This is a genomic window from Pseudomonas mandelii (genome assembly GCF_006438925.1).
Taxonomy (GTDB): Bacteria; Pseudomonadota; Gammaproteobacteria; order Pseudomonadales; family Pseudomonadaceae; genus Aquipseudomonas; species Aquipseudomonas mandelii_C.
On record NZ_RCZA01000020.1, the window covers coordinates 1 to 23,346 of the forward strand.

The 23,346-nt window shown below is 54.3% G+C and carries 15 protein-coding genes and 1 pseudogene; 8 read left to right on the plus strand and 8 right to left on the minus strand.

Going from position 1 to position 23,346, the window contains the following annotated elements; all coding sequences use genetic code 11:
• The coding region (locus EAH74_RS30565; RefSeq protein WP_140683057.1) for a transposase domain-containing protein at positions 1-252 on the plus strand (252 nt) is incomplete at its 5' end.
• A gap of 426 nt (positions 253-678) precedes the next feature.
• Here EAH74_RS30565 and EAH74_RS33655 read toward each other — a convergent pair.
• The 3 genes from EAH74_RS33655 to EAH74_RS30575 all read right to left on the minus strand — a co-directional run bounded on the left by EAH74_RS33655 (position 679) and on the right by EAH74_RS30575 (position 3,970).
• On the minus strand, positions 679-807 hold the full coding sequence (locus EAH74_RS33655) for a hypothetical protein (protein ID WP_275671813.1): 129 nt from the start codon (positions 805-807) through the stop codon (positions 679-681).
• Positions 808-1,217: 410 nt separating this feature from the next.
• Positions 1,218-2,435: a hypothetical protein gene (locus tag EAH74_RS30570; RefSeq protein WP_140683921.1), complete on the minus strand. Its 1,218-nt coding sequence runs from the start codon at positions 2,433-2,435 to the stop codon at positions 1,218-1,220.
• Positions 2,436-2,608: 173 nt separating this feature from the next.
• Positions 2,609-3,970: a hypothetical protein gene (locus EAH74_RS30575; protein ID WP_140683922.1), complete on the minus strand. Its 1,362-nt coding sequence runs from the start codon at positions 3,968-3,970 to the stop codon at positions 2,609-2,611.
• Between the two features lie 290 nt (positions 3,971-4,260).
• On the opposite strand from EAH74_RS30575, the gene EAH74_RS30580 reads away from it, so the two are divergent.
• Positions 4,261-5,814, plus strand: a complete 1,554-nt coding sequence (locus tag EAH74_RS30580) for an LA2681 family HEPN domain-containing protein (RefSeq protein ID WP_140683924.1) — start codon at positions 4,261-4,263, stop codon at positions 5,812-5,814.
• Between the two features lie 32 nt (positions 5,815-5,846).
• Here the strand turns inward: EAH74_RS30580 and EAH74_RS30585 are convergent, their stop codons facing one another.
• Positions 5,847-7,991: an AAA family ATPase gene (locus tag EAH74_RS30585; protein ID WP_140683925.1), complete on the minus strand. Its 2,145-nt coding sequence runs from the start codon at positions 7,989-7,991 to the stop codon at positions 5,847-5,849.
• A 130-nt stretch (positions 7,992-8,121) separates the two neighbouring features.
• Between EAH74_RS30585 and EAH74_RS30590 the strand changes: the two genes are divergently transcribed.
• Together EAH74_RS30590 and EAH74_RS30595 are read left to right on the plus strand one after the other, a co-directional pair.
• Positions 8,122-9,252: a hypothetical protein gene (locus EAH74_RS30590; RefSeq protein ID WP_140683927.1), complete on the plus strand. Its 1,131-nt coding sequence runs from the start codon at positions 8,122-8,124 to the stop codon at positions 9,250-9,252.
• Between the two features lie 774 nt (positions 9,253-10,026).
• Positions 10,027-10,860: a hypothetical protein gene (locus EAH74_RS30595; protein WP_140683928.1), complete on the plus strand. Its 834-nt coding sequence runs from the start codon at positions 10,027-10,029 to the stop codon at positions 10,858-10,860.
• 288 nt (positions 10,861-11,148) lie between these two features.
• Here the strand turns inward: EAH74_RS30595 and EAH74_RS30600 are convergent, their stop codons facing one another.
• The 4 genes and pseudogenes from EAH74_RS30600 to EAH74_RS30615 all read right to left on the minus strand — a co-directional run bounded on the left by EAH74_RS30600 (position 11,149) and on the right by EAH74_RS30615 (position 15,777).
• Positions 11,149-12,120: an endonuclease domain-containing protein gene (locus tag EAH74_RS30600; RefSeq protein ID WP_161600345.1), complete on the minus strand. Its 972-nt coding sequence runs from the start codon at positions 12,118-12,120 to the stop codon at positions 11,149-11,151.
• A 342-nt stretch (positions 12,121-12,462) separates the two neighbouring features.
• Positions 12,463-12,621 (minus strand): annotated as a pseudogene (locus EAH74_RS30605) (PLP-dependent aminotransferase family protein); the annotation flags it as partial.
• A 67-nt stretch (positions 12,622-12,688) separates the two neighbouring features.
• Positions 12,689-14,179, minus strand: coding sequence for a hypothetical protein (locus EAH74_RS30610; protein WP_140683931.1), 1,491 nt, complete (start codon positions 14,177-14,179; stop codon positions 12,689-12,691).
• 575 nt (positions 14,180-14,754) lie between these two features.
• Complete coding sequence (locus tag EAH74_RS30615) at positions 14,755-15,777, minus strand: zinc-dependent alcohol dehydrogenase family protein (RefSeq protein WP_123363954.1); 1,023 nt, start codon at positions 15,775-15,777, stop codon at positions 14,755-14,757.
• 267 nt (positions 15,778-16,044) lie between these two features.
• Between EAH74_RS30615 and EAH74_RS30620 the strand changes: the two genes are divergently transcribed.
• From EAH74_RS30620 to EAH74_RS30635, 4 genes are all read left to right on the plus strand, one after another.
• Entirely contained in the window at positions 16,045-16,962 is a 918-nt protein-coding gene (locus tag EAH74_RS30620; RefSeq protein WP_054614788.1) for a LysR family transcriptional regulator, read from the plus strand.
• Positions 16,963-17,273: 311 nt separating this feature from the next.
• Entirely contained in the window at positions 17,274-18,527 is a 1,254-nt protein-coding gene (mexE, locus tag EAH74_RS30625) for a multidrug efflux RND transporter periplasmic adaptor subunit MexE (RefSeq protein WP_008156373.1), read from the plus strand.
• A 12-nt stretch (positions 18,528-18,539) separates the two neighbouring features.
• Complete coding sequence (locus EAH74_RS30630; RefSeq protein WP_140683933.1) at positions 18,540-21,722, plus strand: efflux RND transporter permease subunit; 3,183 nt, start codon at positions 18,540-18,542, stop codon at positions 21,720-21,722.
• Positions 21,719-23,140 carry an efflux transporter outer membrane subunit gene (locus EAH74_RS30635; protein WP_140683934.1) on the plus strand — a complete coding sequence of 474 codons (1,422 nt, stop codon included), beginning with the start codon at positions 21,719-21,721 and terminating at the stop codon, positions 23,138-23,140. The genes EAH74_RS30630 and EAH74_RS30635 overlap by 4 nt, the downstream gene beginning before the upstream one ends.
• Positions 23,141-23,346 lie beyond the last annotated feature (206 nt).

A 23,346-nucleotide genomic window follows, 5' to 3' on the forward strand; every position in this document is an offset into this window, starting at 1 on the left:
ATCGATAACAACAAGGCCGAGCGAGCGGTAAAACCCTTTGTGATTGGTCGCAAAAATTGGATGTTCAGCGACACGCCCAAGGGCGCGACGGCCAGTGCGCAGATCTATAGCCTGGTCGAAACTGCCAAAGCCAACGGCCAAGAGCCCTATACGTGGCTGCGCCACGTACTTGAACGCCTGCCACAAGCTACTTCGGTAGAAGACTTCGAAGCCTTGCTGCCGTGGAACTGTTCCCCGACTATCTCGCGCTAAATGCACACATCGGTTTTTTGCCATGTGTGGTTTATGGGTCGCTTACATTGCATCGGCACTGACACTCGTTTGCGTTGCACTTGCCCCACACTTAGTAACATTGATCGGCTGAGAGCTGCACATTGCTGCCGGTGGCGCCAGGCGGAAATCGGCCAAAAGCGGTCACTCAGTTTCTCCGCGAAAATAGGGGCAGTTCAGTCACTGGTAGAGTTGAAAAAAACTGTCCGCTGCGAGCCTGAAGGGCATCTAGAAAACCCGGGGTAATTTAACTCTCAGGCTATGCCGCAATGATGATATTCGATACGTCGTTATGGAGCTTTTAAAACGGCAATGATTGTCAGACAAAGCAAAATTACAGGCTATGCATTCATCCCCTAAGCTCTAATGACAAAAGCTACCATTGAAGTAGCTTCTGCCAGCGACAACCTATTTTTTTGAGGATTTGCTAGGTTTCAAATCGGGGTTATTCCCTTCCGTGCCTTTATTGTCACGACGACGCTTATCAACTTCGCCGGTGGATTTAGCAATTGGCTTTGGGCCAGGTTTAAGCGCCATAAGATTTCTCCTTGATGTTAATATTTATTTTGGTTATTGCAGAGCCATCTTATTGGTACTGGCGGATACTTTCAATAGAAATGAGATGCTTGATTTTAGCTATGTGAAAATTAAATTAGCTCTGGCAGCATCTATTGGTTATCTACCGGCAGGCTAGGTTGTTGGCTTACGTCCATTGGTTCAACGTTGCAGCTAGAACAGCACATCCAGCGTCATTCGAGTATCGCCCAGATATGTACTCGTGCACTGCGAAATTTCGCTGTCAAGCCGCTAGCTACCCGAGATTGAATGACTGCTTCTGGCCGATTTCTGCCATTCCTCAATGGCAGCTTCGGGTCGATGGCTGTCTTTCACGAACGGCGGTTGACGGCCACAAGCCGTCACTCAGCGTCTGCAACACCAGGGGCGATTCAATCAGCTGTAACCATTTCAAACAGGAATTGATCAGCGCGCTTTCCGGTTTCCAGGAGTGGCGCTGAAAGCTCAACTAGAAGTGAATTGCTGTGAGTTGTGAAGAACACACTGGCGATATCGTCCAAGTCGCCGCCGAGAGCTTGAACATGCAAATCGATAAGGGATCGACGAGTCGACAGCAAGATCATCGGCCCCCTGCCATCGCGAGAGTGGATGTCCAGTGCCCACATCCCTTTCGCCTGACTGTTAAGCTTGTCGCACAACGCTACCAGGTAGCTACGGGCTTCTTGCCGGATTTCCTGATTGAACCACAAGCCAATACCGACCGAGAGATCTGGGATTCCATCGGTGAGAGGCCCAATGTACTCGTAAACTTTTCCGGCAAGGGTGCCACTCCACAAAATGAATTGAGCGTCATGACATTTGGAGCCGTCATTGGTGAGTGTCAATCCACAAAAAGTTGGCCAGACGAAGTCCCCACCACTCCCCCCACGAGGAGCTCGAAGTTGCTCCAGACTAGTTCCCTGAACCTGGATTCTAAGGCAATTGTCCGCAACTCTACCAAGCTCTGTCAGTCCTTGCGTGAGTCTTTGATAGGCGGGGTAGGCAGTAATATCCGCTAGATCGATACGGGTTCCGTTCATACCGTTGTCTCCAAGGAATTTGGTCAATTGTTGAGTGAGGTAATTCAATGCACTGGAAGACGAGCTGTGATCCGTAAAACCGCGCAAGTACTTTTCAACAGCACGCCAGTACAGAGTCTGATGGGCCCAGTCTGATGGAGGCAAAGTAGAGTGTGTGATCAGAACAAGGCCGCCAAACGTCTCGTTCCGACTTCTCCGGTATGACTGATACATGGACAGCTGATCGACTCGCCCCAGCTCATCTTGGTATTGGGTAAATCCAGCTGCGATTTTGCTCTCAATGATCAGAAAAAAATTAGAACAACGTCCAATCAGATCCGGGCGTTTACCCTCCGCCCCGTGGTCGCCTGGGCCGATGACGTGCTGAGTTTCCCAGACAATGGAATTGAGATTATTCAATTCTCCAAGTTGGGCCGGTGCCAGTTTGAAGAGATCGGTCAGTACCTCTTCAACTCGACCGGCAAACGTCACTTGGCGCAGCCACTCAGCAAAGAGTTCGGTGAGAAAGTCCTCAAGGGGTGTCCGGAATTCACTCTGTCGGAACGCGAACAAACGGTCGAGAAAACTCATACCTTTCCTTGGCAGATGGGGGCAAGCGGAGATTCTGGCACATTCAGATGCTTATGCGCTGGCTAAATGCCGTTACGACATTCGGACGCGTGCTCGAAATGATCGCCCCCCCAAAAACCGACTTCCACGGCACAAAAACGGGCAATAGGCAGGCCCCGTTGGCCCGACATGGACTACTTCCAGTCCAAGTTCTCTGTAGAGAATTTTAACGCCTGGTTACCCGATTGATAGAAGCTCGCCTCGATGACCACCTCGTCGACCTTACGTAGCTGAGTCATAAATTTGCTGTAGTCGGAAATGAACAAGTACGTCGTGCTGTTATCGCTCGGCTCAGTGGCGGAAAACCGTTGAGGTTTCCCTTCCCCGAACCGCACGCTCACGCTGCAACCGTCGTAGCTGCTGCATAGAAACTGTCCACGTTCGATCTGAAGAATGACGTCCGATCCCCATCGAGGATGCTTACGCAGTTCGAGCGTTGCCCGCTGTGATCCTGAATATGGAAAACCGAAGGACAGGGTATTGATTGAGTCGACCTGCGCTGTCAGTACTTCTTTCTGGGTCATTTCATCTTTGTGAGTGTCGTATCGCCAAGCCAATCCCGTCTGCCGTTGATAGGCTTTGAGTGCAGCGGCCTCTTCCTCTGCCTTTTTCTTGGCAGCGGCTTGCGCGATCTGAGTATTGAGCTCCGTTAGCTGTTTTTTGTAGCCGGCATTGTCAGGAGCCAAGGCGACCAATTGCGTGTAAATTTTGGCTCGCTCAGAGATGTTGTCATCCTTGATAGAGGCGAGACTCTCGACGAGTTTGGATTTCTTGGCCTCAGTGGCAATGGTCTTATTCTTGAGCTCCACTTTCACAGCGATTGCATCGATATCGGCGTCTCCAAGCTCCCGATACTTACCTACGACACTCAGCGCCTCAGCAACCTTTCCCTGATCAATAAAAGCGTTCGCCTCGGCTTGGATCGCAGCTTTATTTGACTTGAGGTACTGAGCAGTTTGTTCACGCTCGGTTTTACGCTGTTGCTCGGCCTGTTTTTTCGCGAGCTCGCTGCGCTCCGCATTCTCATTGGAGGTGGCGGAGGAGAACATCATCATGTAGCAGATGAACAGGACAACCGAGCCCATGACCTTCCACTGTGCACCTACATCAAATCCGAGCATCGACCGGGCGCGTTGGTAAATGGGCGGAATGAGCAAAGCCGCACCCGCCAGTGCCGGTAGCGACACCAATGGATAACGCCAGACACTCATAGCAAACAGCATCATGAAACAGAGACCGAAAAACCACGCAAGGGCTTTGCTGGCGAGGCTGACGGATCTCGTCCCTAAATCTGTACTTGGGTGATTCGCGTCGGATTGGAGAACAAGGGACTGGGAAGGATCGAGCTCGACAAATACATCGTCGTGCAGCGCAAGGTCACTCGCAGTAGGCACTGTCACCGGCTCTGCGCAATGGGGGCATCGACCAAAGATACCGGCCTTATTGTCACTCAATCGAATGCTTTGCTGGCAGTGTTTGCATGCAAACTCAATCATGGCCTTCCCTGGTTGTTGGAACCTGAGCTTTAGCCTACGGCGGTGGCTCATTGCCAGTCAATCACGATTAACGCTCACGCGTTTGGACAAATGATCATCGATGAGTTTGCCTACTCCGACGTTGTCGCGAGCCAGGGCGACCTCAAGGGCGCAAAAGATCCTTCCAAACTATTCGATTGAAAAACCTTCGGACTCTAACCCAGTAATTCCTACGTGGTGACCAGACTTCATTGTGAGCTAAGGTTGGTTTGTAATCGTGAAAACTCATTCCGACGACGCGAGCGCACCCAATGCCATCAATGCCTAGCCGTTACAGCGAGCTGCACGCGCATCTCGATCACTTGTTGAATACCGATCCTGCTCTCGCGGTGACAAAAGCTCGGGAGATCGATCTTGATACTCCTGATCGACCTAATTGGATGAACCTACGGGCAAGCGTTCTAGTGGATGGAGGCGCACTGACTCAGCAACAGGAGGCTATCGAAGAAGGTCTAGCGTTATTTCGTGAGTTGCACAATTTATTCCCAACAGCGAACGTGACCTACAACCTTGCAAACGGTTTTATTGCTGCGACAGGCATGCCACCACGCGATTCTAGCTGGCTGGATCATCAGGAACGCACACGAGAGCATCGTGCGCAAGCGCGCCAATGTTTCTGGAAAGTCACTCAAGACGTGGACGCTAAATCAACATTGAGAACGCAAGCCTGGACGAATCTCGCGAATCAGTTCCGCAATAGTTTTCGTCTAGGTGAAGCTCATGATGCTCGGCTTGCTGCACTTGAAATTGATCCAAAAAATGGCGTCGCCGCATTTTGCGCAACCCGTGATTTACTGTGGCTTTTTGAGCAAGGGGGATGCTCAGACCTCACTCGCATTGAGGCGGTAATGTTGGCAAAGATCGCACATACGAATGAAGAGCGAGTCGTCGATTACGCGGGTGCGCAAGCAGCAAAAGAAATCGCCGCATTTGCTAACAAGCTTGGAGATCCACCACCGCGCTCACCACACTCAGATCCATTCATTCGGTGGGTAGAAACGGAACGGTTAACACTCTCTCCAGCCGTCGAGCTAGTCGATTCTTCGATGAGGAAGCTGGACTGGCTCATGCTTCCCGGAATTTTAGAACGTGAGCCTGAGGCAGGCGGATCACCACCTCCCGTATTCGCCATGTTCAACATGCTGAAAAGTGACTTTATCCTTGCTCGTGATTTGGCCTGGCGAGCTTTCGACGAAGGCGTTTGGCCGGTGACGGGCCGATTCTCAGACACTCTCGACTATGCCAACTACGGTCCGGATACATCTGCGCTCATACTCGCTCACCGGACGGCCCTTGATCTGCTCGATAAGGTAGCTGTAACGGCAAATCACCACTTTGAGCTAGGGCTGCCTCCCAATAAAATTTCCTTTAGCTCGTTTTGGCGCAAAGCCCCTGATAAATCCAAAAAAGTTGGCCCGCTCACCAATCCGGTCGATACGGTGATTCGCGGCGGCGCCGTTGCTCTCTACGGGCTTGTGGAGCTCGCTGACGACTATGGTGGTACAGAGGGTATCCTCCGGCCTCACAAAGATCTGCGTAACTCCAGCACGCACCGCTTCGTGATTCTTCATGATCTTGGCGATCCAGCTTCCAGCAGGCAAGCACCTGAGGTCGAGCACCATCATCGTGAGCAATTCACTCAGGAAGTGTTACGCGCCTTGCGTGTGGCCCGGTCAGCCATCCAGATGCTCGCGCTTGCAATTACTCAGCACGAAAAAGGCTTGGCGGAGCGAGAAGATGGCTTTGTTGCATCGCTGATCGTCCCTGACCACGACTGGATTCGGGGTCGTGACGGGGACGAGTAAATACGGCTGTGTCGAACACCGCGCTCGCGTTATTAGCTCATCATTTTTTCGTAATGTTCCCCAAAACCTGTTTTGACGAACACCTGCTTAAATCGCTCAATGAAATGCTCAGGGGCGATTTCACCAAAGTCAGTGAGATTAACAGCATCAGAATGAGACTCCCGGTTCACATATCGGTACAGGGCTCGGAATTCCGTGTCCTCGTCAGCCAATTCAACCAAAGCATCCTGCAGCTCATCCTGTTGGTGAACGAAGGCGAAGTAGTATTCAAGGATGTTTCGCATCATGTTCGGAATCACTGACGCAGAGGTACGCCCTTCCTTTGCATCCTTGATGGCCTGCCAGAAAGACTGATAATCGTTTTGCACATCTGTAGCCTTCATCGGCGTGATCGTGCTGTGTACCGCCTTCGTAATCCTGAAGAGAGAAAACTCGTCTGCCTTCCTCAGGTGCTTTAGCATTTCGTGGAAGAAAAACAGGTTGTGGGTGAGAATGAATACCTGCCTGAAGCGATCCTTTGGATTGAGTACACGACGATAAATCATCGAAGCGATGTCATAGATGTAGTTGTGGGACAGGCTCGATATCGGGTCGTCGATGACAATGATGCGGTTGCTTCTGAGCTTGCTTCCCTTGCCGTCCAGTTCGCCATTGCATACCTCCAGATAATAGAGAAAGGAGATGAGAGTTTTCTCACCCTCACTGAGCGTCTTGAAAACACCCGTCTGCTGATCTGGTCGTTGGAGCCGGTACCGAGGAAGTTCGCCCTCCTCCCTCACCACCGTGAAACCTTTAAGTCCCAGCATGCTGAGAGACGCGTTGATGCTGTCGATGGACTGATCAATGTTGGTAATTTTGGATTTGCTGTCAGTGATGATGTCCTTCTGTTCTTGTGCCTTTGCCCGAATGGTTTCCATGGCGATGCGCTTTTCTTCCCGCTGCAATGCGTAGTCGTTGTGAACCTTCTTGGCCGACGTTATCAGTGCATCGCAGCTCAATCGAAAACAGTTCCAGAAGCGGGTTTTTATGCTCTCCAGATGGGTTTTCTTGTCCCTTACCTTGAGGTTGATCGCATCGATTTTGCTTTGCTCGACTCTGACCAAGGCATTGAGGTCAGCCAGGATATCGGCCGTTGATGTGAGCATAATCGGGACAGATGGGCTTGCCGCTTTGGCTGACAGGCTCTGAATGTTTAGAAGCAATTTCGCTTCCAGGCTCGCAATGAGCGCTTGGAATGCAGGCAACTGGTATTCAGTGCGACGATACTGGGATTGCAGGCGGGCCACGCCAGCTTCGTATCGGCCTTTCAATGAAGCGAGTTGCCCAATTCGTTGCTCATACGTTTTATCGAATACCTTCCTGATTTCATCATAAAACCGGGCAGGTAGTGGCTGCTGGCAAAATGGGCAGCGTTCCTCCTCTTTGGGGACAAAACTGAAGGCTTGTTTGACCCAGTCAGAGTTGCCTAACTCGCCAATCAGAGCCGACAAATACGAATCACCCGATCCGGTGATGGTCTCTTGGAGTAAAGCGTGACCTTCTATCTCGCCCTCAGCAAAGCTCAATGCGGGTATTCCCGGCAGCACAGCATCGCTTGCCTGCAGTAATTGCTCTGCCTCCTCCATCAGCCCCTCGAAGGTATCAGCGGTCGGTACCGACTTCAGAGCAACAGCCTTTTCTGCCAGTTTTTCCTTGGTGTTCAGAGACGCAAAACAGTATTTCAAGGCCGCGTTGTCGAACGGCTTTTTCAATGCCCATATACGTTCTTGTAGCTCGGTCTTGTTGGCCTTCTGAGCCTCACCCAGTGCATTCCCTGACGCCACTACGTCCTGGTGTTCTTCTGTGAGCTTCTTGAGTGCAGACTCGGCAACTTCGAGCACCTTCTCAGCTTCAATATTGCCTTCGTTCAACGTAAAAACACCCGACTGAGAGCTTGCATGAAAATTGCTCTCCATAAAGATGTGGTTGTAAACCAACACCTCACGTTCAGCATCTGCGGGCAACGCGCTACAACGGTGGTACACCAGGTCTGCAGGGTCTTGGAGGTAGTTACCAATGGTGGTCTTACCCGTGCCATTGTGTCCGTAGAACACATTAACCTTTGTGAGCGGGCCGATCGTGGAGTTTGTGTCGGGGGAATAGCTCGACACGCCTCGTAGGATTATATTTTTTATCACGACGCTATCCTTGGCTGGGGATGTCCAAAGGTCATCCTATTCCTGCAACTGGCCGTTGGAAAGCACCCTTAGCTATCCTGGTCGCAAGCCCTTTCCTCGCTTTTGATCACACCCACGGACGCTGAACTTTATGGATGCTACCCAACCGCTTGGCCCACAAGTTCCCCACCTCCCTGGCTTTCTGTTTTTTATCCCCGTATCCAGCCTGATCACGCTGGTGTACGGGGCTACGGCACTTGAAAACGCGTATGAAAACTCAGGACTAAAAAAGCCTGAATGGCCCAGCTGGAAGAGCCTGGACAAATGGTTTCTCTCTTCGGGTACACACTCTCCCGTCAGACCCTCAAGTATTGCGTCTATCAATGCGATGGCAGAGGACACCACGGCGCTTGATCTCCCGACGGATACGGACTCCATTTGGCAATCAGAGCATGAGTGGAAAGGTCTTCTTCAAGCACAACTTATACGGGATCCGCGATCAATTGCTTATTGGAAGACTTGGCTAGAGCTCGATAAAGAACTTGGGTGCGAATTGCTTCCGGCCTGTGCTTCCTCTGGTGAGAAGGTACGCATCATGGTTTTTTCAAGGTTGACCAGGGAGCTGGGGTGCTCGGGTAGCGTTTTGAGAATGGCGACCTATGACTGGGGTAACAGTGAGCCTGACCAGCTCGATTCGCCGTTGTTTGAGCACAATAGAATCGCTGACACGTTCGCGGTCGTTTTTCGAGTCTGTGCTTGGGTTGTCGCAGAAATCAGCGTGCGAGACTGGGAGGCCCTACTCGGAGCCGGGCTAGTAGACGAAATTCTGCTGAAAAATCTGACACCCCAGTTCGATGAACAATCAGGTCATTGGAGCCGGCCCATCACCGAGCAGTTGCGTGCCTTGGCGGCGGACGCCGGCTATCACGGAGACGGTCGCCCGAGTAGTTTCTTGGGGGAAATTCTAGCCGGCGACGATTCAGACGTTTCTGATAAGCAGCGAACGCTAAGACGCTGGGAAGAGCCTCATCCTGGCAAACCTCGGGACTCTGTGATCACCAGCCTTCTGAAGGCACTGCAACCCTTGCTCAGCAAGCATGGAGGCTTATGGAGTAGCACTTCGGCACAGAACAGAAAATTCAGATTTGCTTGGCTGAATGTGGTGCTGCTGAGGGAGATGGAGAAAAAGAATTTGCCCTGGTGGCACATTCAGGAAGTGTTTGATACCTATGAGGACGAATTTCGAAAGGCTCGGGCTCTCCTCGGAAAGCCCCTTACGTAAAAGCGGGCAGTTCATGCCCGCGTCCCAGTGATAGCCCTTAGTTTTGCACGTTGCGATTTTCCGTCAGCTGTTTGCTTCGATTACCCTGATTTTTGTCCAAGGTAACATTCGTACCCGGTGTGCCCTTGTTTCGGTTGCTGATGTCGCCGTCGTGGTTGCTACGCTTTTTAGATTGCTTGGTCATGGGTAACTACTGCCTGCTGGTATAAGGAAGTCGCTGATTGCGACACCCCAAAGCTTGCGTGTCACTACCCTGAATTCACAGGACACAAAAAAGAAAAATATCTTCCGCTATGAAGGGCTGGGGTCGGCGAAGCACCCAGGCATTGAGTCATCGACAGCCGGTGCTCCAGTGGTTTCTCGACAAGCTCACGGTTAACCCCATCGTAGTCATCCTGGTGGACGCTCAGCTTTGTAAAAAACGCCTAACAATGAATTTCCTCCAGTTACGGTGTATCAACTGCATACTCAATAGCCATAAGCCACCAACTTAAAGAGTGAGTAAAATCAACGGTTTTTATCATCCACACAAATAAACCATCAAAAAGCCAGCTATAAAAACCCGTACACCCAGCAACAAAATATGCCAACTTGCTATCAACGATGCGCGACTTTCGCCATCTTTTTTAAAACGAACTAGTTGCGGAAGCTATTTCATTCATATACATTCCTCACCATCGAAAGCCCAACACCAACTGCAACAACATCACAGCGCAGTCCCTGCACAACCATTCGAATTATTCGAATACACACTATAAAAATTGAGCACCACTAATGCACACCCAAGAAAGCAAAGCACATAACCGTGAAAGTGGTACTGTCGGAAGGTACAGGGAGTTCTGGAAGATCACCTACTCCGCAGGAGTCGCGCTGGCCATTTGCACCGTTATTTTGACGTGGTTAACAAAAAAACCCAGCTACTTCAATGTAGGAGCAACCATTTGCATCACAGTCTTTGTGGCCGGATTCTGTGGTACTACCTATCCTAAAGTTCGAAGCTTTTGGGAGCACAAAGTCGGAACGTGGTTTCGGCGCGCCTTCCATGCGCTACTTTTTTTCATCGCCTTTGTTCCTGCTAGAACATTGGTTTCAGAAGTCATGGGGCTTCCTGGCCAAGACTTCGATGCTACCGTCGCAATACTTTCGCTTTGTATTTATCCTGCATTATGGTTTTTCGTTGTAGCGCTCATTTGCTCCGGCATTGGATTAATTCATCTTTTTATATTTCTCGCCATCCGACTCACCATGCTGCCGGTCGTGGATGACATGGTTAGATTCATGGGAACAGTCATAAAAAATGAGCGCCTCCGCCATTTCATATTCACAGAGAGAACTATCAACAGTTATTTCAGTCTGGCTCAGTGGGGAGGTGCGACTGCGACTGCCCTATTACTTGGACAATGCTTCGATAAAGCAGGAGCAGAAATTGCGAACAACGATCAAATCATCAAGTCGATCGCATACTACACAGACTATCAGATTGCTGGTAATTACCCAGGCATAATCAAACATCTTCGCTATCGTCTACACGAAAACGGAGTCGTATCTTATGCAATTAAAAGCAACAGCAGAATTACCATTCTAATAGATAAGGTTAAGGACTCCTAACGGAAAACCGGAACCCCCAACCTAAAAAACAAGAGCCCGATAGAGTTATTATTTAATCTAAAACAAAATTTTGTATTTACGCTGAGGCTCGACCTAGCAGCAGAGCCTCATTGAGTTAAAATAACAGCTACCTACAAGCATATCTTCACGCCCCGAGATGGTGCCATCTCTGATCGTAGTCTATATAGGTTAAAATAGATCTATTAGAGTGCGGAGAGGCTCGCTACGAATGATAAAACAACCATTTTTTTGGCTATAGCATTCTTGGCGACAGACCCGCCCAGATCGTTATAAAGGGATAGCAGATTGGGCACTCAGCCGCTCAACCTTCGCCAACTTACAAATTTCATCGATGCACCCGTTGAGATCTTTATAAATCTCAGAGCCGGTAAATCTCAAAACATTCCAGCCTTCACCGAAAAGCCATCGATCACGCTGGGCATCATGGGTTCGCTGGTACTTCGTTTTGTGATACTCATGTCCGTCTAATTCTATCGCTATCCGTTTGTTAGGAATCGCAAAATCGAGGCGGTATCTTCCTGCTTGGTACTGCGGAAATATGTGCAGATCTAGAAAAGCGAGCTCGAAAAACATCTCTTCAATAGGGGATCCGAAAGGATATGGCTTATAGTCATGCCGAATACTTGGGTCACGACCAAGCAGTTTCGAGAGAATCGCCTCGCCCTGAAAAATTGGCAGCACGATCTCTCCACTCGAATTAACTCCACCTTTATTTTGATCAATCATCTTCACGAGCTTGCCGGACGCCTCGATATAATGCATATCTTGAATTCGACAGCCGATGCAGGGGCAATTTTTGGCAATACACCCCCTAGCAATCACTCGTTGATCCAAGCTTAGCGAGGCGTAAGAATGAGTGTACGTTCCATCGTCCTCTGCTTTGATTAAAAGTACAGCGTCTGGAGTCTGGCACACATCTTCCAGCATCGCCCTATTCAGACGACCTCGATAACGCCTGTAGCGCTCAATCTTGAGCCCTTTCAAAAACATCTCCCCCTCTTCCGTGAAGGGAATGACAACCATGTTGTCCTCTAGCTCCTTTTGCGACTCCAGATCGAGGACAGGAATCTCCTCTTCGCAGGTGTGAATCGTAGCTTGGCCCAACACGCATCCCATACACTTGCACCCGATGTTTTTGCATTCCTTTGTGAGAACAAAGTCACCGTACACTTGTGAGAACACGACGAAAATTCTGCGTTTCTCTTCCGTATAAATCACGACGTACGCGGTTGGAACCACGAGCATTCCTTTCTGATAGTGGATTCATTCTGTGCGCCATTGGACGCAGGGGCAAATACGCCCGGAGTAGGGCCTAAGTCTCTCAGATCCAGCCAAGCTTCGAAATGGGGTCGTTCACCGCCAGCGGTTGAACCTCTACAGGCTCAGGGTCGCTTTCACAGCGCCTCAGCCAGGGACGAATTAAAAGTGTAAACAGGAGGGTTCAAATACCGAGTATTTTTACACTTTTTCAGGGGCGGTGACCCGATATGGACAAAAGCACCTCATAGGAATTAGTGAGTGCGGGGTTGAAGGCAATAAAAAATATTTTTTACAGTGTCGTTGACAATCGGGAGTATCTAAAGCGTACTGAATGGTCGAGATCGACACGCTCAGACGCTCCGCCAACTGTCGCAACGAAGGCAGACGGACTCGCGTGTCACTGACCGGTTCGTTGATCAGGTTAGTCAGATATCGGTACACCGCCTGATACGCGAAGTCAGTTTCTCGTGGCCCTTTCATGGGCGAGGGCCGAATGCCATGTGAACGTCATCATGCATCGTCAAGAAATCTGTCAAGCCGCGCACTTTCAGCGCCCCGCTGTCCATTCATCCGCCACCGCCGTGTCGTCGTCATAGTCGGCTGCTTCGACTTGCAAACCTGCGCCGCCGAGTTCCGGGGCGCCTGCCCTACCCTCATCCGCAGACACCGGGCCCATGCGGTAAAGCTTGCCGATCAAGCTGACAGGCAACCCGCTGACGTCGGTCATCCATTGCAGAACTTGCTCCGACACCGGATTGCCCTGCATTGCCCGGTGCAAATCAGGCATCGCCACGAGCATGCCGGGGTGGCACTCGCGCAGAAAGCGCTCAAGCGCCGCGCCATTTTCGACGAAAGGTGAAAAGAGCAGGCACACCAGTTGAGCCTCGCTCAGGCCAAGGTTTTTTTGAGCCTCGGCCGTTGCCAGCACGCGCTGCTCGGCCAATGTCGCCGGATTGCCGAACGCCTCTACCGCTTGCTCGCACAACCGTTCCGCCAGTTGTTTGCGCCGCATCATCACCAATGCCCGTTGCAGGTATTCGGCGACACCCGTCTCGTAGCCGCGGCCGTGCATGAAGCACGATTGCAAACCCCGCATGTGTGCAGAGATGGAAAGGCTGACGTACTCGTTGTCGCTGAGCTGTGCCGCCAGTTCGTCAGGTTGAAAACCGAGAAACTCTGTGAGCAGCGGCCAACGCTCTTCCAGATTGCTGACCAGCAAGTCGTGAATGTCGATGTACGTGGCGCGACGACAGGCCTCAAATCGTTCGGCCGGACGCCACGCAACCTGGTCATGCTCAGCATAAAACGCGCGGTAGCAGTCGCTGCCCAGTTCATCGAGCAGCGCGAAAAGCGCCTCGTAGCCGGTTTCGTGGTGATTCGAGGTCTTGAGCCCGGCCTTGGCGGCAGCACGTTTCAACCCGTCGAGAAACTGCTTCTGCTGACGAGGTGAGTCGCTGCTGATCAATGCATCGACACCGCTGTCCCAACGAGCTATTTGCCCATAGAACTCACCGGTGGCCAGATACCCGTCGTCCCATAGATCAAGCGGCCCGTTCCAGGCGCGACAATGGCCAACCATCAAAAGATTGAGCCGACTCGACTCACGGCCGCCTTCGGAAATCGGCGCCAGGTGGTTGAACGGCAGGACTTCCCGGTTATCAACCATCAACAATTCGACCCGAGGATCGTCGTAGAGGAACAAGGCGCTGTAGCTGCGATAGATGTTTTCCAGGGCCGTCGGGCTTGCGCCGTTCAAGCGCAAGGATGCCACTCGCAACTGGAATGTCGCTGGCGCCCGGCCGGCGATACTCAGCTGTGCAGCGCGCAGCAGCGCCAGGGTGTAACAACTGTCGCGGGACCCGGACTGAATCGCCAGTACCTTGTATTCGCCAATACGCTCCATGCCCCCGGCGGCCACCACCAGCCGCTGAATCATCAGCTGCAATGCCGTGCGTTCGGCGCGCGAGAAGAAACTCAGCAATCGCTGCAGCACTTGCTGATAGACATAGTTCATCGCTTGGTCATGGATATTGGTCATCTTCATTTACCTGATGCTTGTAAGTTCGATATCGCGCCAACAACGACATGCATTGCGCAATGGGTTGCTTGCCACGATTGAAGTACTGGACGTTATTGCCAAATGCTAGCACTTAAGCTTTTAGTAATTATTTGAAATAACTAGAAGTCTCCCCTGCCCTGTCAGAGGCAGGTGGCTGCGAACCCCTGTAGAACTGGCCTCTTGCAGCTGCGAGCGACTTCCTAGGAAATGTCCGACAGCGTCCCACAGACAATTAGCACAAGAAATAGAGAAAGAAGTCACCCAAGTTTTTTTGGCAACTGCGCAACGACGAACTATTGGTCGGATATGTATTAACAGTGTGTATTGAAAAGTATCAAGCCGACACCCAGCCATGACTCATTCCTTGAGATGAAAGTAATCATTCAATTATCAAGGCTTATATGATGATTAGAAGATACAGATTGAGAGCAAAAACCAGTTCAGTTGCTGAACTGACCCATTGACGGGGCAATGGGACGTCTCATTTTGGCAGGTGCTGAAAACAGAAGAGTCCGTGGGCACGGACTCTTGCAGAGGGGGCTTATTTGAAGGGCTTATGCAGGCTCGACCTGGAGGGCGACCCGTTCGCGGCATGGGCATTCGTCCATGTAGCGGTGTGCTTCTACAAACTCGGCAAACGGGAAGACCCGAGTCTTGAGCGGCAGCAGCACGCGGTCGGCGGTCATCTGGTTGATGTCGCGCAAGGCGCGTTGCAGTGCGACCTGGTCCTGAATGATGCCCAGTTCAGGCTTGCCGGTGAAGTTGCCGATGCAGTGCACAAAGAACTGGATGTTCTTCTGGAACGCTGCGCAGGCCGGGAACGGCGTCTGGTTGCCACCTTGCAGACCGTACAGCACCAGGCTGCCGCGAGGTGCAAGCACATCGCCAAGCAACGACATCTGTGGACCGCCGAGACCGTCGAACACAACGTCCACGCCACGGTTGTCGGTGATCTTGTTGATCTGCATCAGCAGATCCTGTTCTTCGGTGACGATGACTTTCTCGGCACCCAGGGACAGCAGATTCTCACGCTCTTCCGCGGTCTTGGTGGCGGCAATGACCCGGATACCCAGAGCCTTGCCCAGCTGTACAAAGGACGGACCGGCACAGTGACTGGCGTCGGTCACCAGGGCGAATTGCCCGGGTTTGACCCGTGCCAGATCGACATAAGCGAAGTAAGCGATCAGCAGCGGAGTGTAATGCACGCTGGCTTCGATCGGGGTGAGCACGTCCGGGTAACGGGTGAGTGCCGTACGCGGCAGAACGATCTGCTCGCCGTAGACCGGATAATCGTTGGGGCTTTCAGCCGGGAAGCTGGCGACCTTGTCGCCGACTGCCAGATCATCGACGCCCTCGCCAACAGCCGTCACGACGCCGGACATTTCATGGCCAAGGCCTGAAGGCAGACGAGCGTGGGACGAGGCCAGGTTCTGGCGCCAGAGAATGTCGTACCAGCTGATGCCAATCGCCTCGACGCGCACCTGCACTTCGCCCGGCGCAGGGAGAGCGGCCGCATGCTCTTCGCATTTGAGCACCTCGGCTGGACCAAACTTGTGAAAACGGATCGTGCGGGACATCGCAAACCTCGTCAAAGAAACCTCTAATGCCCTGAACTCTATCTGGGCTTTCTACCCAAGACTATCAGTGGCTATTAATAGTCGACATGCCTGTCATTGATTCCGCAGCGCCGGTGACATCATCAAATGCCGTAAAACCGAAGCAGCCATTTCAGGAAAACTGAATTACTCGGTGCAGAGTAGCAGCCTTTCCCCTTAATATTCATGCCGGCCATTGTTCTCATATGGTCGCTCTCGTCAAGCTTGATGACTCTGCCAGGACTCCAGATGAATCGTAATGACCTGCGTCGTGTCGACCTGAACCTGTTGATCGTTTTCGAAACATTGATGCACGAACGCAGCGTGACCCGCGCTGCAGAGAAACTGTTCCTCGGCCAGCCGGCCATCAGTGCGGCGCTCTCGCGCCTGCGTGGGCTGTTCGATGATCCGTTGTTCGTGCGTACCGGCCGCAGCATGGAACCGTCCGCCCGGGCGGTGGAGATTTTCGCCCTGCTCTCGCCTGCACTTGATTCGATTTCCACCGCAGTCAGCCGTGCGGCGGAATTCGACCCGGCGACCAGCACCGCGGTGTTTCGCATCGGTCTATCGGACGATGTCGAGTTCGCGCTGCTGCCGATGCTGCTCAAGCGCCTGCGCGCCGAATCACCGGGGATCGTGCTGGTGGTGCGTCGGGCCAACTACATCCTGATGCCGAGCCTGCTGGCCTCGGGCGAAATTTCCATCGGCGTCAGCTACACCGCCGACCTGCCGGCCAACGCCAAGCGCAAAGTACTGCGCCGCAGCATGCCGAAGCTGTTGCGGGCCGACACGGTGCCGGGGCCGTTGAGCCTGGATGATTTCTGCGCACGGCCTCATGCGCTGGTGTCGTTCGCCGGTGACCTGAGCGGCTTTATAGATGAAGAACTGGAAAAGCTCGGGCGCAAACGACATGTGGTGCTCGCGGTGCCGCAGTTCAACGGACTCAGCACACTCATCAGCGGGACCGATATTGTCGCGACCGTGCCCGATTACACGGCTGAAGCGTTGACGGCGGCCGGTGGTGTGCGGGCTGAAGACCCGCCGTTGCCGGTGCGCACTTTTGAATTGCACATGGCCTGGCGCGGGTCGCAGGATAATGATCCGGGCGAACGTTGGTTGCGGTCCAGGATCCAGATGTTTTTTGGGGATCCGGATAGCCTCGCTTGACCCTGATTGTTGTATCGGCACTGATGGCCTCTTCGCGAGCAGGCTCGCTCCCACATTGGTTTGCGGTGTTCACAAATCCTGTGGGAGCGAGCCTGCTCGCGAAAGCCGTGACTCGGTCCACCTTTGCATTCCCCGCAACACAGAATTGTCATCAATCCAATTGATAGCCGCCTAACGAAAGGTGCACACTAGAGAGGTTGGCTGGCGCTTATATCATTCCGAATGATAGTTACCTTTGCCTCATTCGATTCGTGCGATACAACCTCGCCGAGCATCATCCGTCCATTCTCAATACATTGGCGGATGCATCCATGGAACAATCACTCAAACATTTGCGCTTCCCGTTGGCCCTGTTGGCCGTACTGGTGATGAGCGCCTGCGGCAAGACTCCGGACACGGCCGCCACTATGCCCGCAGCCAAGGTCAGCGTGGCCAAGGTGCTGGAACAACCGGTTAACGAGTGGGACGAATTCACCGGGCGCCTCGAAGCGCCGGAAACTGTAGAAATTCGTCCACGGGTCTCTGGTCAGATCGATGAAGTGGCCTTCACTGAAGGCGCTTTGGTCAAGAAAGGCGACCTGTTGTTCCAGATTGATCCGCGTCCATTCCAGGCCGAGGTCCGCCGCCTCGAAGCCCTGGTTGCCCAGTCCCGCGCCAACGCCACCCGCAGCGAAAACGAATCCCAACGCGGTGAGCGTCTGCGCACCAGCAACGCGATTTCCGCCGAGCTGGCCGATTCGCGCACCAGCGCTGCTCAAGAAGCCCGCGCCGCCGTCGGTGCCCTCCAGGCGCAACTGGACCTGGCCAAACTGAACCTGAGCTTCACCCGCGTCACCGCCCCAATCAGTGGTCGCGTCAGCCGCGCAGAAATCACCGCCGGCAACTTGGTGACCGCCGATACCACCGCGCTGACCAGTGTGGTGTCCACCGACAAGGTCTACGCCTACTTCGACGCTGACGAGCGTGTGTTCCTCAAATACACCCAGCTCGCTCGCCAGGGCAAACGCGGTGCTACCACGCCGGTTTACCTCGGTCTCTCCAACGAAGACGGCAACCCACACCAGGGCGTGATGAACTTCGTCGACAACCAGGTCAACCCGAAAACCGGCACCATCCGTGGTCGCGCCGTGTTCGACAACAGCGACGGCGCCTACACCCCAGGCCTGTATGCCCGCCTGAAACTGGTCGGCAGCGGCACCTATTCCGCCGTGCTGATCAACGACGAAGCGGTCGGTACCGATCTGGGTAAAAAGTTCGTGCTGGTGATGGATGCCGACAACAAAACGGTTTACCGCTCGGTCGAGCTGGGTCCGAAGATCGAAGGTTTGCGTATCGTGCGCAGCGGCCTGAACAAGGACGACACCGTCATCGTCAAGGGGCTGCAACGGGTTCGCCCTGGCTCGCCGGTCACCCCTGAAGTGATCCCGATGGCCAGTGAACAAACCCTCGCCGCTCTGGCACAACAACGACAAGCGCTGGAAGCCAGCAACCTGCCCCAAGTCGCACCTGCCAAGGTCGCGCCGGGTTCGGTTGTGAAACTGGCTGCTGCGACTCCACGCGGTTAAGGGATCTCTACGATGAATTTTTCCCAATTCTTCATTTCACGGCCGATCTTTGCAGCGGTACTTTCGCTGCTGATCCTGATCGCCGGCGCCATTTCGCTGTTCCAGTTGCCGATCAGCGAATACCCGGAAGTGGTTCCGCCGACCGTTGTGGTCCGCGCCAACTTCCCGGGTGCCAACCCAAAAGTCATCGGTGAAACTGTGGCCGCTCCATTGGAGCAAGCCATCACCGGCGTCGAGAACATGCTGTACATGTCCTCGCAGTCCACCGCTGACGGCAAGATCACCCTGACCATCACCTTCGCGCTGGGCACTGACCTGGACAACGCACAGGTACAGGTGCAGAACCGCGTGACCCGGACCGAGCCAAAACTTCCCGAGGAAGTGACGCGCATCGGTATCACCGTGGACAAGGCTTCGCCCGACCTGACCATGGTTGTGCACTTGACCTCGCCGGACAAACGCTACGACATGCTCTACCTGTCCAACTACGCCTTGCTCAACATCAAGGATGAGCTGGCGCGTCTGGGCGGTGTCGGTGACGTGCAACTGTTCGGTATGGGCGACTACTCGCTGCGGGTCTGGCTCGATCCGAACAAGACCGCTTCGCGTAACCTGACCGCCACTGACGTCGTGACTGCAATCCGTGAACAGAACCGTCAGGTGGCTGCCGGTGCACTGGGTGCGCCACCCGCGCCGAATGCCACCGCGTTCCAGCTGTCGGTCAACACCCAAGGTCGTCTGGTTTCTGAAGAAGAGTTCGAGAACATCATCATTCGCTCCGGCGAAAACGGTGAAATCACTCGCCTGAAAGACATCGCTCGCATTGAGTTGGGTTCCAGCCAATATGCTTTGCGTTCGCTGCTGAACAACCAGCCGGCAGTTGCGATCCCGATCTTCCAGCGCCCTGGTTCCAACGCAATCGAAATCTCCAACGAAGTGCGCGACAAGATGGCGGAGCTGAAAAAGAGCTTCCCGGAAGGCATGGACTTCAGCATCGTCTATGACCCGACGATCTTCGTGCGCGGCTCCATCGAGGCGGTGGTTCACACCCTCTTTGAAGCGCTGATCCTCGTTGTTCTGGTGGTGATCCTGTTCCTGCAAACCTGGCGCGCCTCGATCATTCCATTGGTGGCGGTGCCGGTTTCGCTGATCGGTACGTTTGCCGTGATGCACCTGTTCGGCTTCTCGCTGAACGCCCTGTCACTGTTCGGCCTGGTATTGGCCATCGGTATCGTGGTGGACGACGCCATTGTGGTGGTGGAGAACGTCGAACGAAATATCGGACTGGGGCTCACACCGGTCGAAGCAACCAAACGTGCGATGCGTGAAGTGACCGGTCCGATCATCGCGACAGCGCTGGTGCTGTGTGCGGTGTTTATCCCGGCGGCCTTCATCTCCGGCTTGACCGGACAGTTCTACAAGCAATTCGCCCTGACCATTGCGATCTCGACCGTGATCTCGGCGTTCAACTCGCTGACGCTGTCGCCCGCCCTGGCTGCGGTGTTGCTCAAAAGCCATGACGCACCGAAGGACCGTTTCTCCAAGGTCCTCGACAAGATCTTTGGTGGCTGGCTGTTCCGTCCGTTCAACCGCTTCTTCGACAAGGCCAGCCATGGTTATGTCGGCACCGTGGGCCGGGTTATCCGCAGCAGCGGCATCGCCCTGCTGCTGTACGCAGGCCTGATGGTGCTGACCTTCTTCGGTTTCTCCAGCACCCCAACCGGTTTCGTACCCGGCCAGGACAAACAATACCTGGTGGCCTTCGCGCAACTGCCGGATGCCTCGAGCCTGGACCGTACCGAAGACGTGATCAAACGCATGTCCGACCTGGCCCTGAAACAGCCAGGCGTGGAAAGTGCCGTGGCCTTCCCGGGCCTGTCGATCAACGGTTTCACCAACAGCCCTAACGCCGGCATCGTGTTCGTGACGCTGAAACCGTTCGACGAACGTAAAGACCCAAGCATGTCCGCCGGTGCGATTGCCGGGGCATTGAACGGTCAATTCGCCGGGATTCAAGAAGCCTACATGGCGATCTTCCCGCCGCCGCCGGTACAAGGCCTGGGCACCATTGGTGGTTTCCGCCTGCAGATCGAAGACCGGGGCAACCTGGGCTACGACGAGCTATACAAAGAAACCATGAACATCATCAACAAAAGCCACAACGTGCCGGAACTGGCCGCCCTGTTCACCAGCTACACCGTGAACGTGCCACAGGTCGATGCGGCTATCGACCGGGAAAAAGCCAAGACTCACGGCGTGGCCGTCAGCGACATCTTCGACACCCTGCAGATTTACCTGGGTTCGCTGTATGCCAACGACTTCAACCGCTTCGGTCGCACCTACCAGGTCAACGTTCAGGCTGAACAGCAGTTCCGTCTCGAACCGGACCAGATCGGTCAGCTGAAAGTGCGTAACAACAAAGGCGAGATGATCCCGCTGGCGACCTTCATCAAGGTCAGCGACACCTCGGGCCCGGACCGCGTGATGCACTACAACGGCTTCATCACTGCTGAAATCAACGGTGCAGCAGCCCCCGGCTACAGCTCCGGCCAGGCCGAAAAAGCCATCGAGAAACTGCTCAAGGAAGAACTTCCGAACGGCATGACCTACGAGTGGACTGACCTGACCTACCAGCAGATTCTGTCCGGTAACACCGCACTGTTCGTGTTCCCGCTCTGCGTACTGCTGGCGTTCCTGGTACTCGCGGCTCAATACGAAAGCTGGAGCCTGCCACTGGCGGTGATCCTGATCGTACCGATGACCTTGCTGTCGGCTATTACCGGTGTGATTGCTTCGGGCGGTGACAACAACATCTTCACCCAGATCGGTCTGATCGTACTGGTGGGGCTTGCGTGTAAGAACGCGATCCTGATCGTCGAGTTCGCCAAGGACAAACAGCAGGACGAAGGCCTCAGCCCGCTCGCCGCGGTACTGGAAGCCTGCCGCCTGCGTCTGCGGCCGATCCTGATGACCTCCTTCGCGTTCATCATGGGTGTTGTGCCTCTGGTCTTCTCCAGCGGTGCCGGTGCCGAAATGCGTCATGCCATGGGTGTGGCGGTGTTCTCGGGGATGCTCGGGGTGACCTTCTTCGGTCTGTTGCTGACACCCGTGTTCTACGTATTGATTCGTAACTTTGTGGAGCGCGGTGAAAAGCGCAAAGCGGCCAAGGCCCTGAAACTGGAGGCGCAACAATGAGCCTGAAAGCCTTCCTGCCGAGCCTTCTGGTACTGGCCCTGAGTGCCTGTGCCGTCGGCCCGGACTACAAGACCCCAGCCACTGAGCCGGCCAACATTACCACCGCCACCGATGGCAGCGCCGGTCAGAAAAACTACGACCGCTCGCGTTTCGAAGGCATCTGGTGGCAGCAGTTCGAAGATCCGACCCTCAACCAGTTGGTGACTCAATCGCTGCAAGGCAACCGTGATTTGCGCGTCGCCTTCGCTCGCTGGAAAGCGGCCCGGGCGATTCGCGATGACGTCAGCAATGACGCCATGCCAACCATCACCAGCCGCGCCAGCAGTGACCTGGCCAAGGGTCAGATCCCGGGCCAGACTACCAAGCGGGTCAATAGCGAACGCTACGACCTGGGCCTGGACATGGCGTGGGAGATCGACCTGTTTGGCCGTATCCAGCGCAACCTGGAGTCCGCCGACGCCGAACAGCAAGCGCTTGAAGCCGATCTGTACCAACTGCAAGTCTCGATGATTGCTGAACTGGTGGATGCCTACGGTCAACTGCGCGGTGCGCAGCTGCGGGAAAAGATCGCCCTGGCCAACCTGAACAACCAGCAGGAATCGAGCAAGATCACCGTCAGCCTGCGTGATGCCGGCGTCGGCGATCAGCTCGATGTGGTTCGCGCCGATGCACGCCTGGCGTCCGTCGAAGCCAGCGTGCCGCAATTGCAGGCCGAACAGGTTCGGCAGAAAAACCGCATCGCTACCCTGTTGGGTGAGCGGCCGGACAAGCTGACCGTCGACCTGAGTCCAAAAGACTTGCCGGCGATCGCCAAGGCCCTGCCGATCGGCGATCCGGGTGAACTGCTGCAACGTCGCCCGGACATTCTCAGCGCGGAGCGCAAACTGGCCTCCGCCACCGCCCGTATCGGCGTGGCCAAGGCTGATTTGTTCCCACGGGTCAGCCTCAGCGGGTTCCTTGGCTTCACCGCCGGGCGCGGTTCGCAAATCGGTTCCTCGGCGGCCAACGCCTGGGCACTGGGTCCAAGCATTACCTGGGCGGCGTTCGACCTTGGCAGCGTGCGCGCCCGTCTACGTGGTGCCGATGCTGATGCCGAAGGCGCCCTGGCGACCTACGAGCAGCAAGTACTGTTGGCGTTGGAAGAATCGGAAAACGCCTTTAGCGACTACGGCAAACGTCAACAACGCTTGATCTCGCTGATCCGTCAGAGCGAATCCAGCCGCGCCGCGGCCGACCTCGCCGAAATTCGCTACCGCGAAGGCACTGCGGACTTCCTCGTCCTGCTCGACGCCCAGCGTGAGCGCCTGGCGGCTGAAGACACTCAGGCCCAGGCCGAAGTCGATCTGTATCGCGGCATTGTCGCGATTTACAAAGCCCTGGGCGGTGGCTGGCAACCAGAGACGGTCGCCAGCAAGTAAAGTTTTAACGAGCTCCTTTGGTTGGCCGCAACCAACCAATTCCTTTGCCCTGCGCCTCATTCGGTCGCGGGGCTTTTTTTTTTGCCTGCACGCTTGTTGAATCCACCACATTTCCCTGTGGGAGCGAGCTTGCTCGCGATAGCGATCTGTCAGCCGACATCAATGTTGAATCTCAGTCCGACATCGTCGGAACGCCGCCCGGAGCA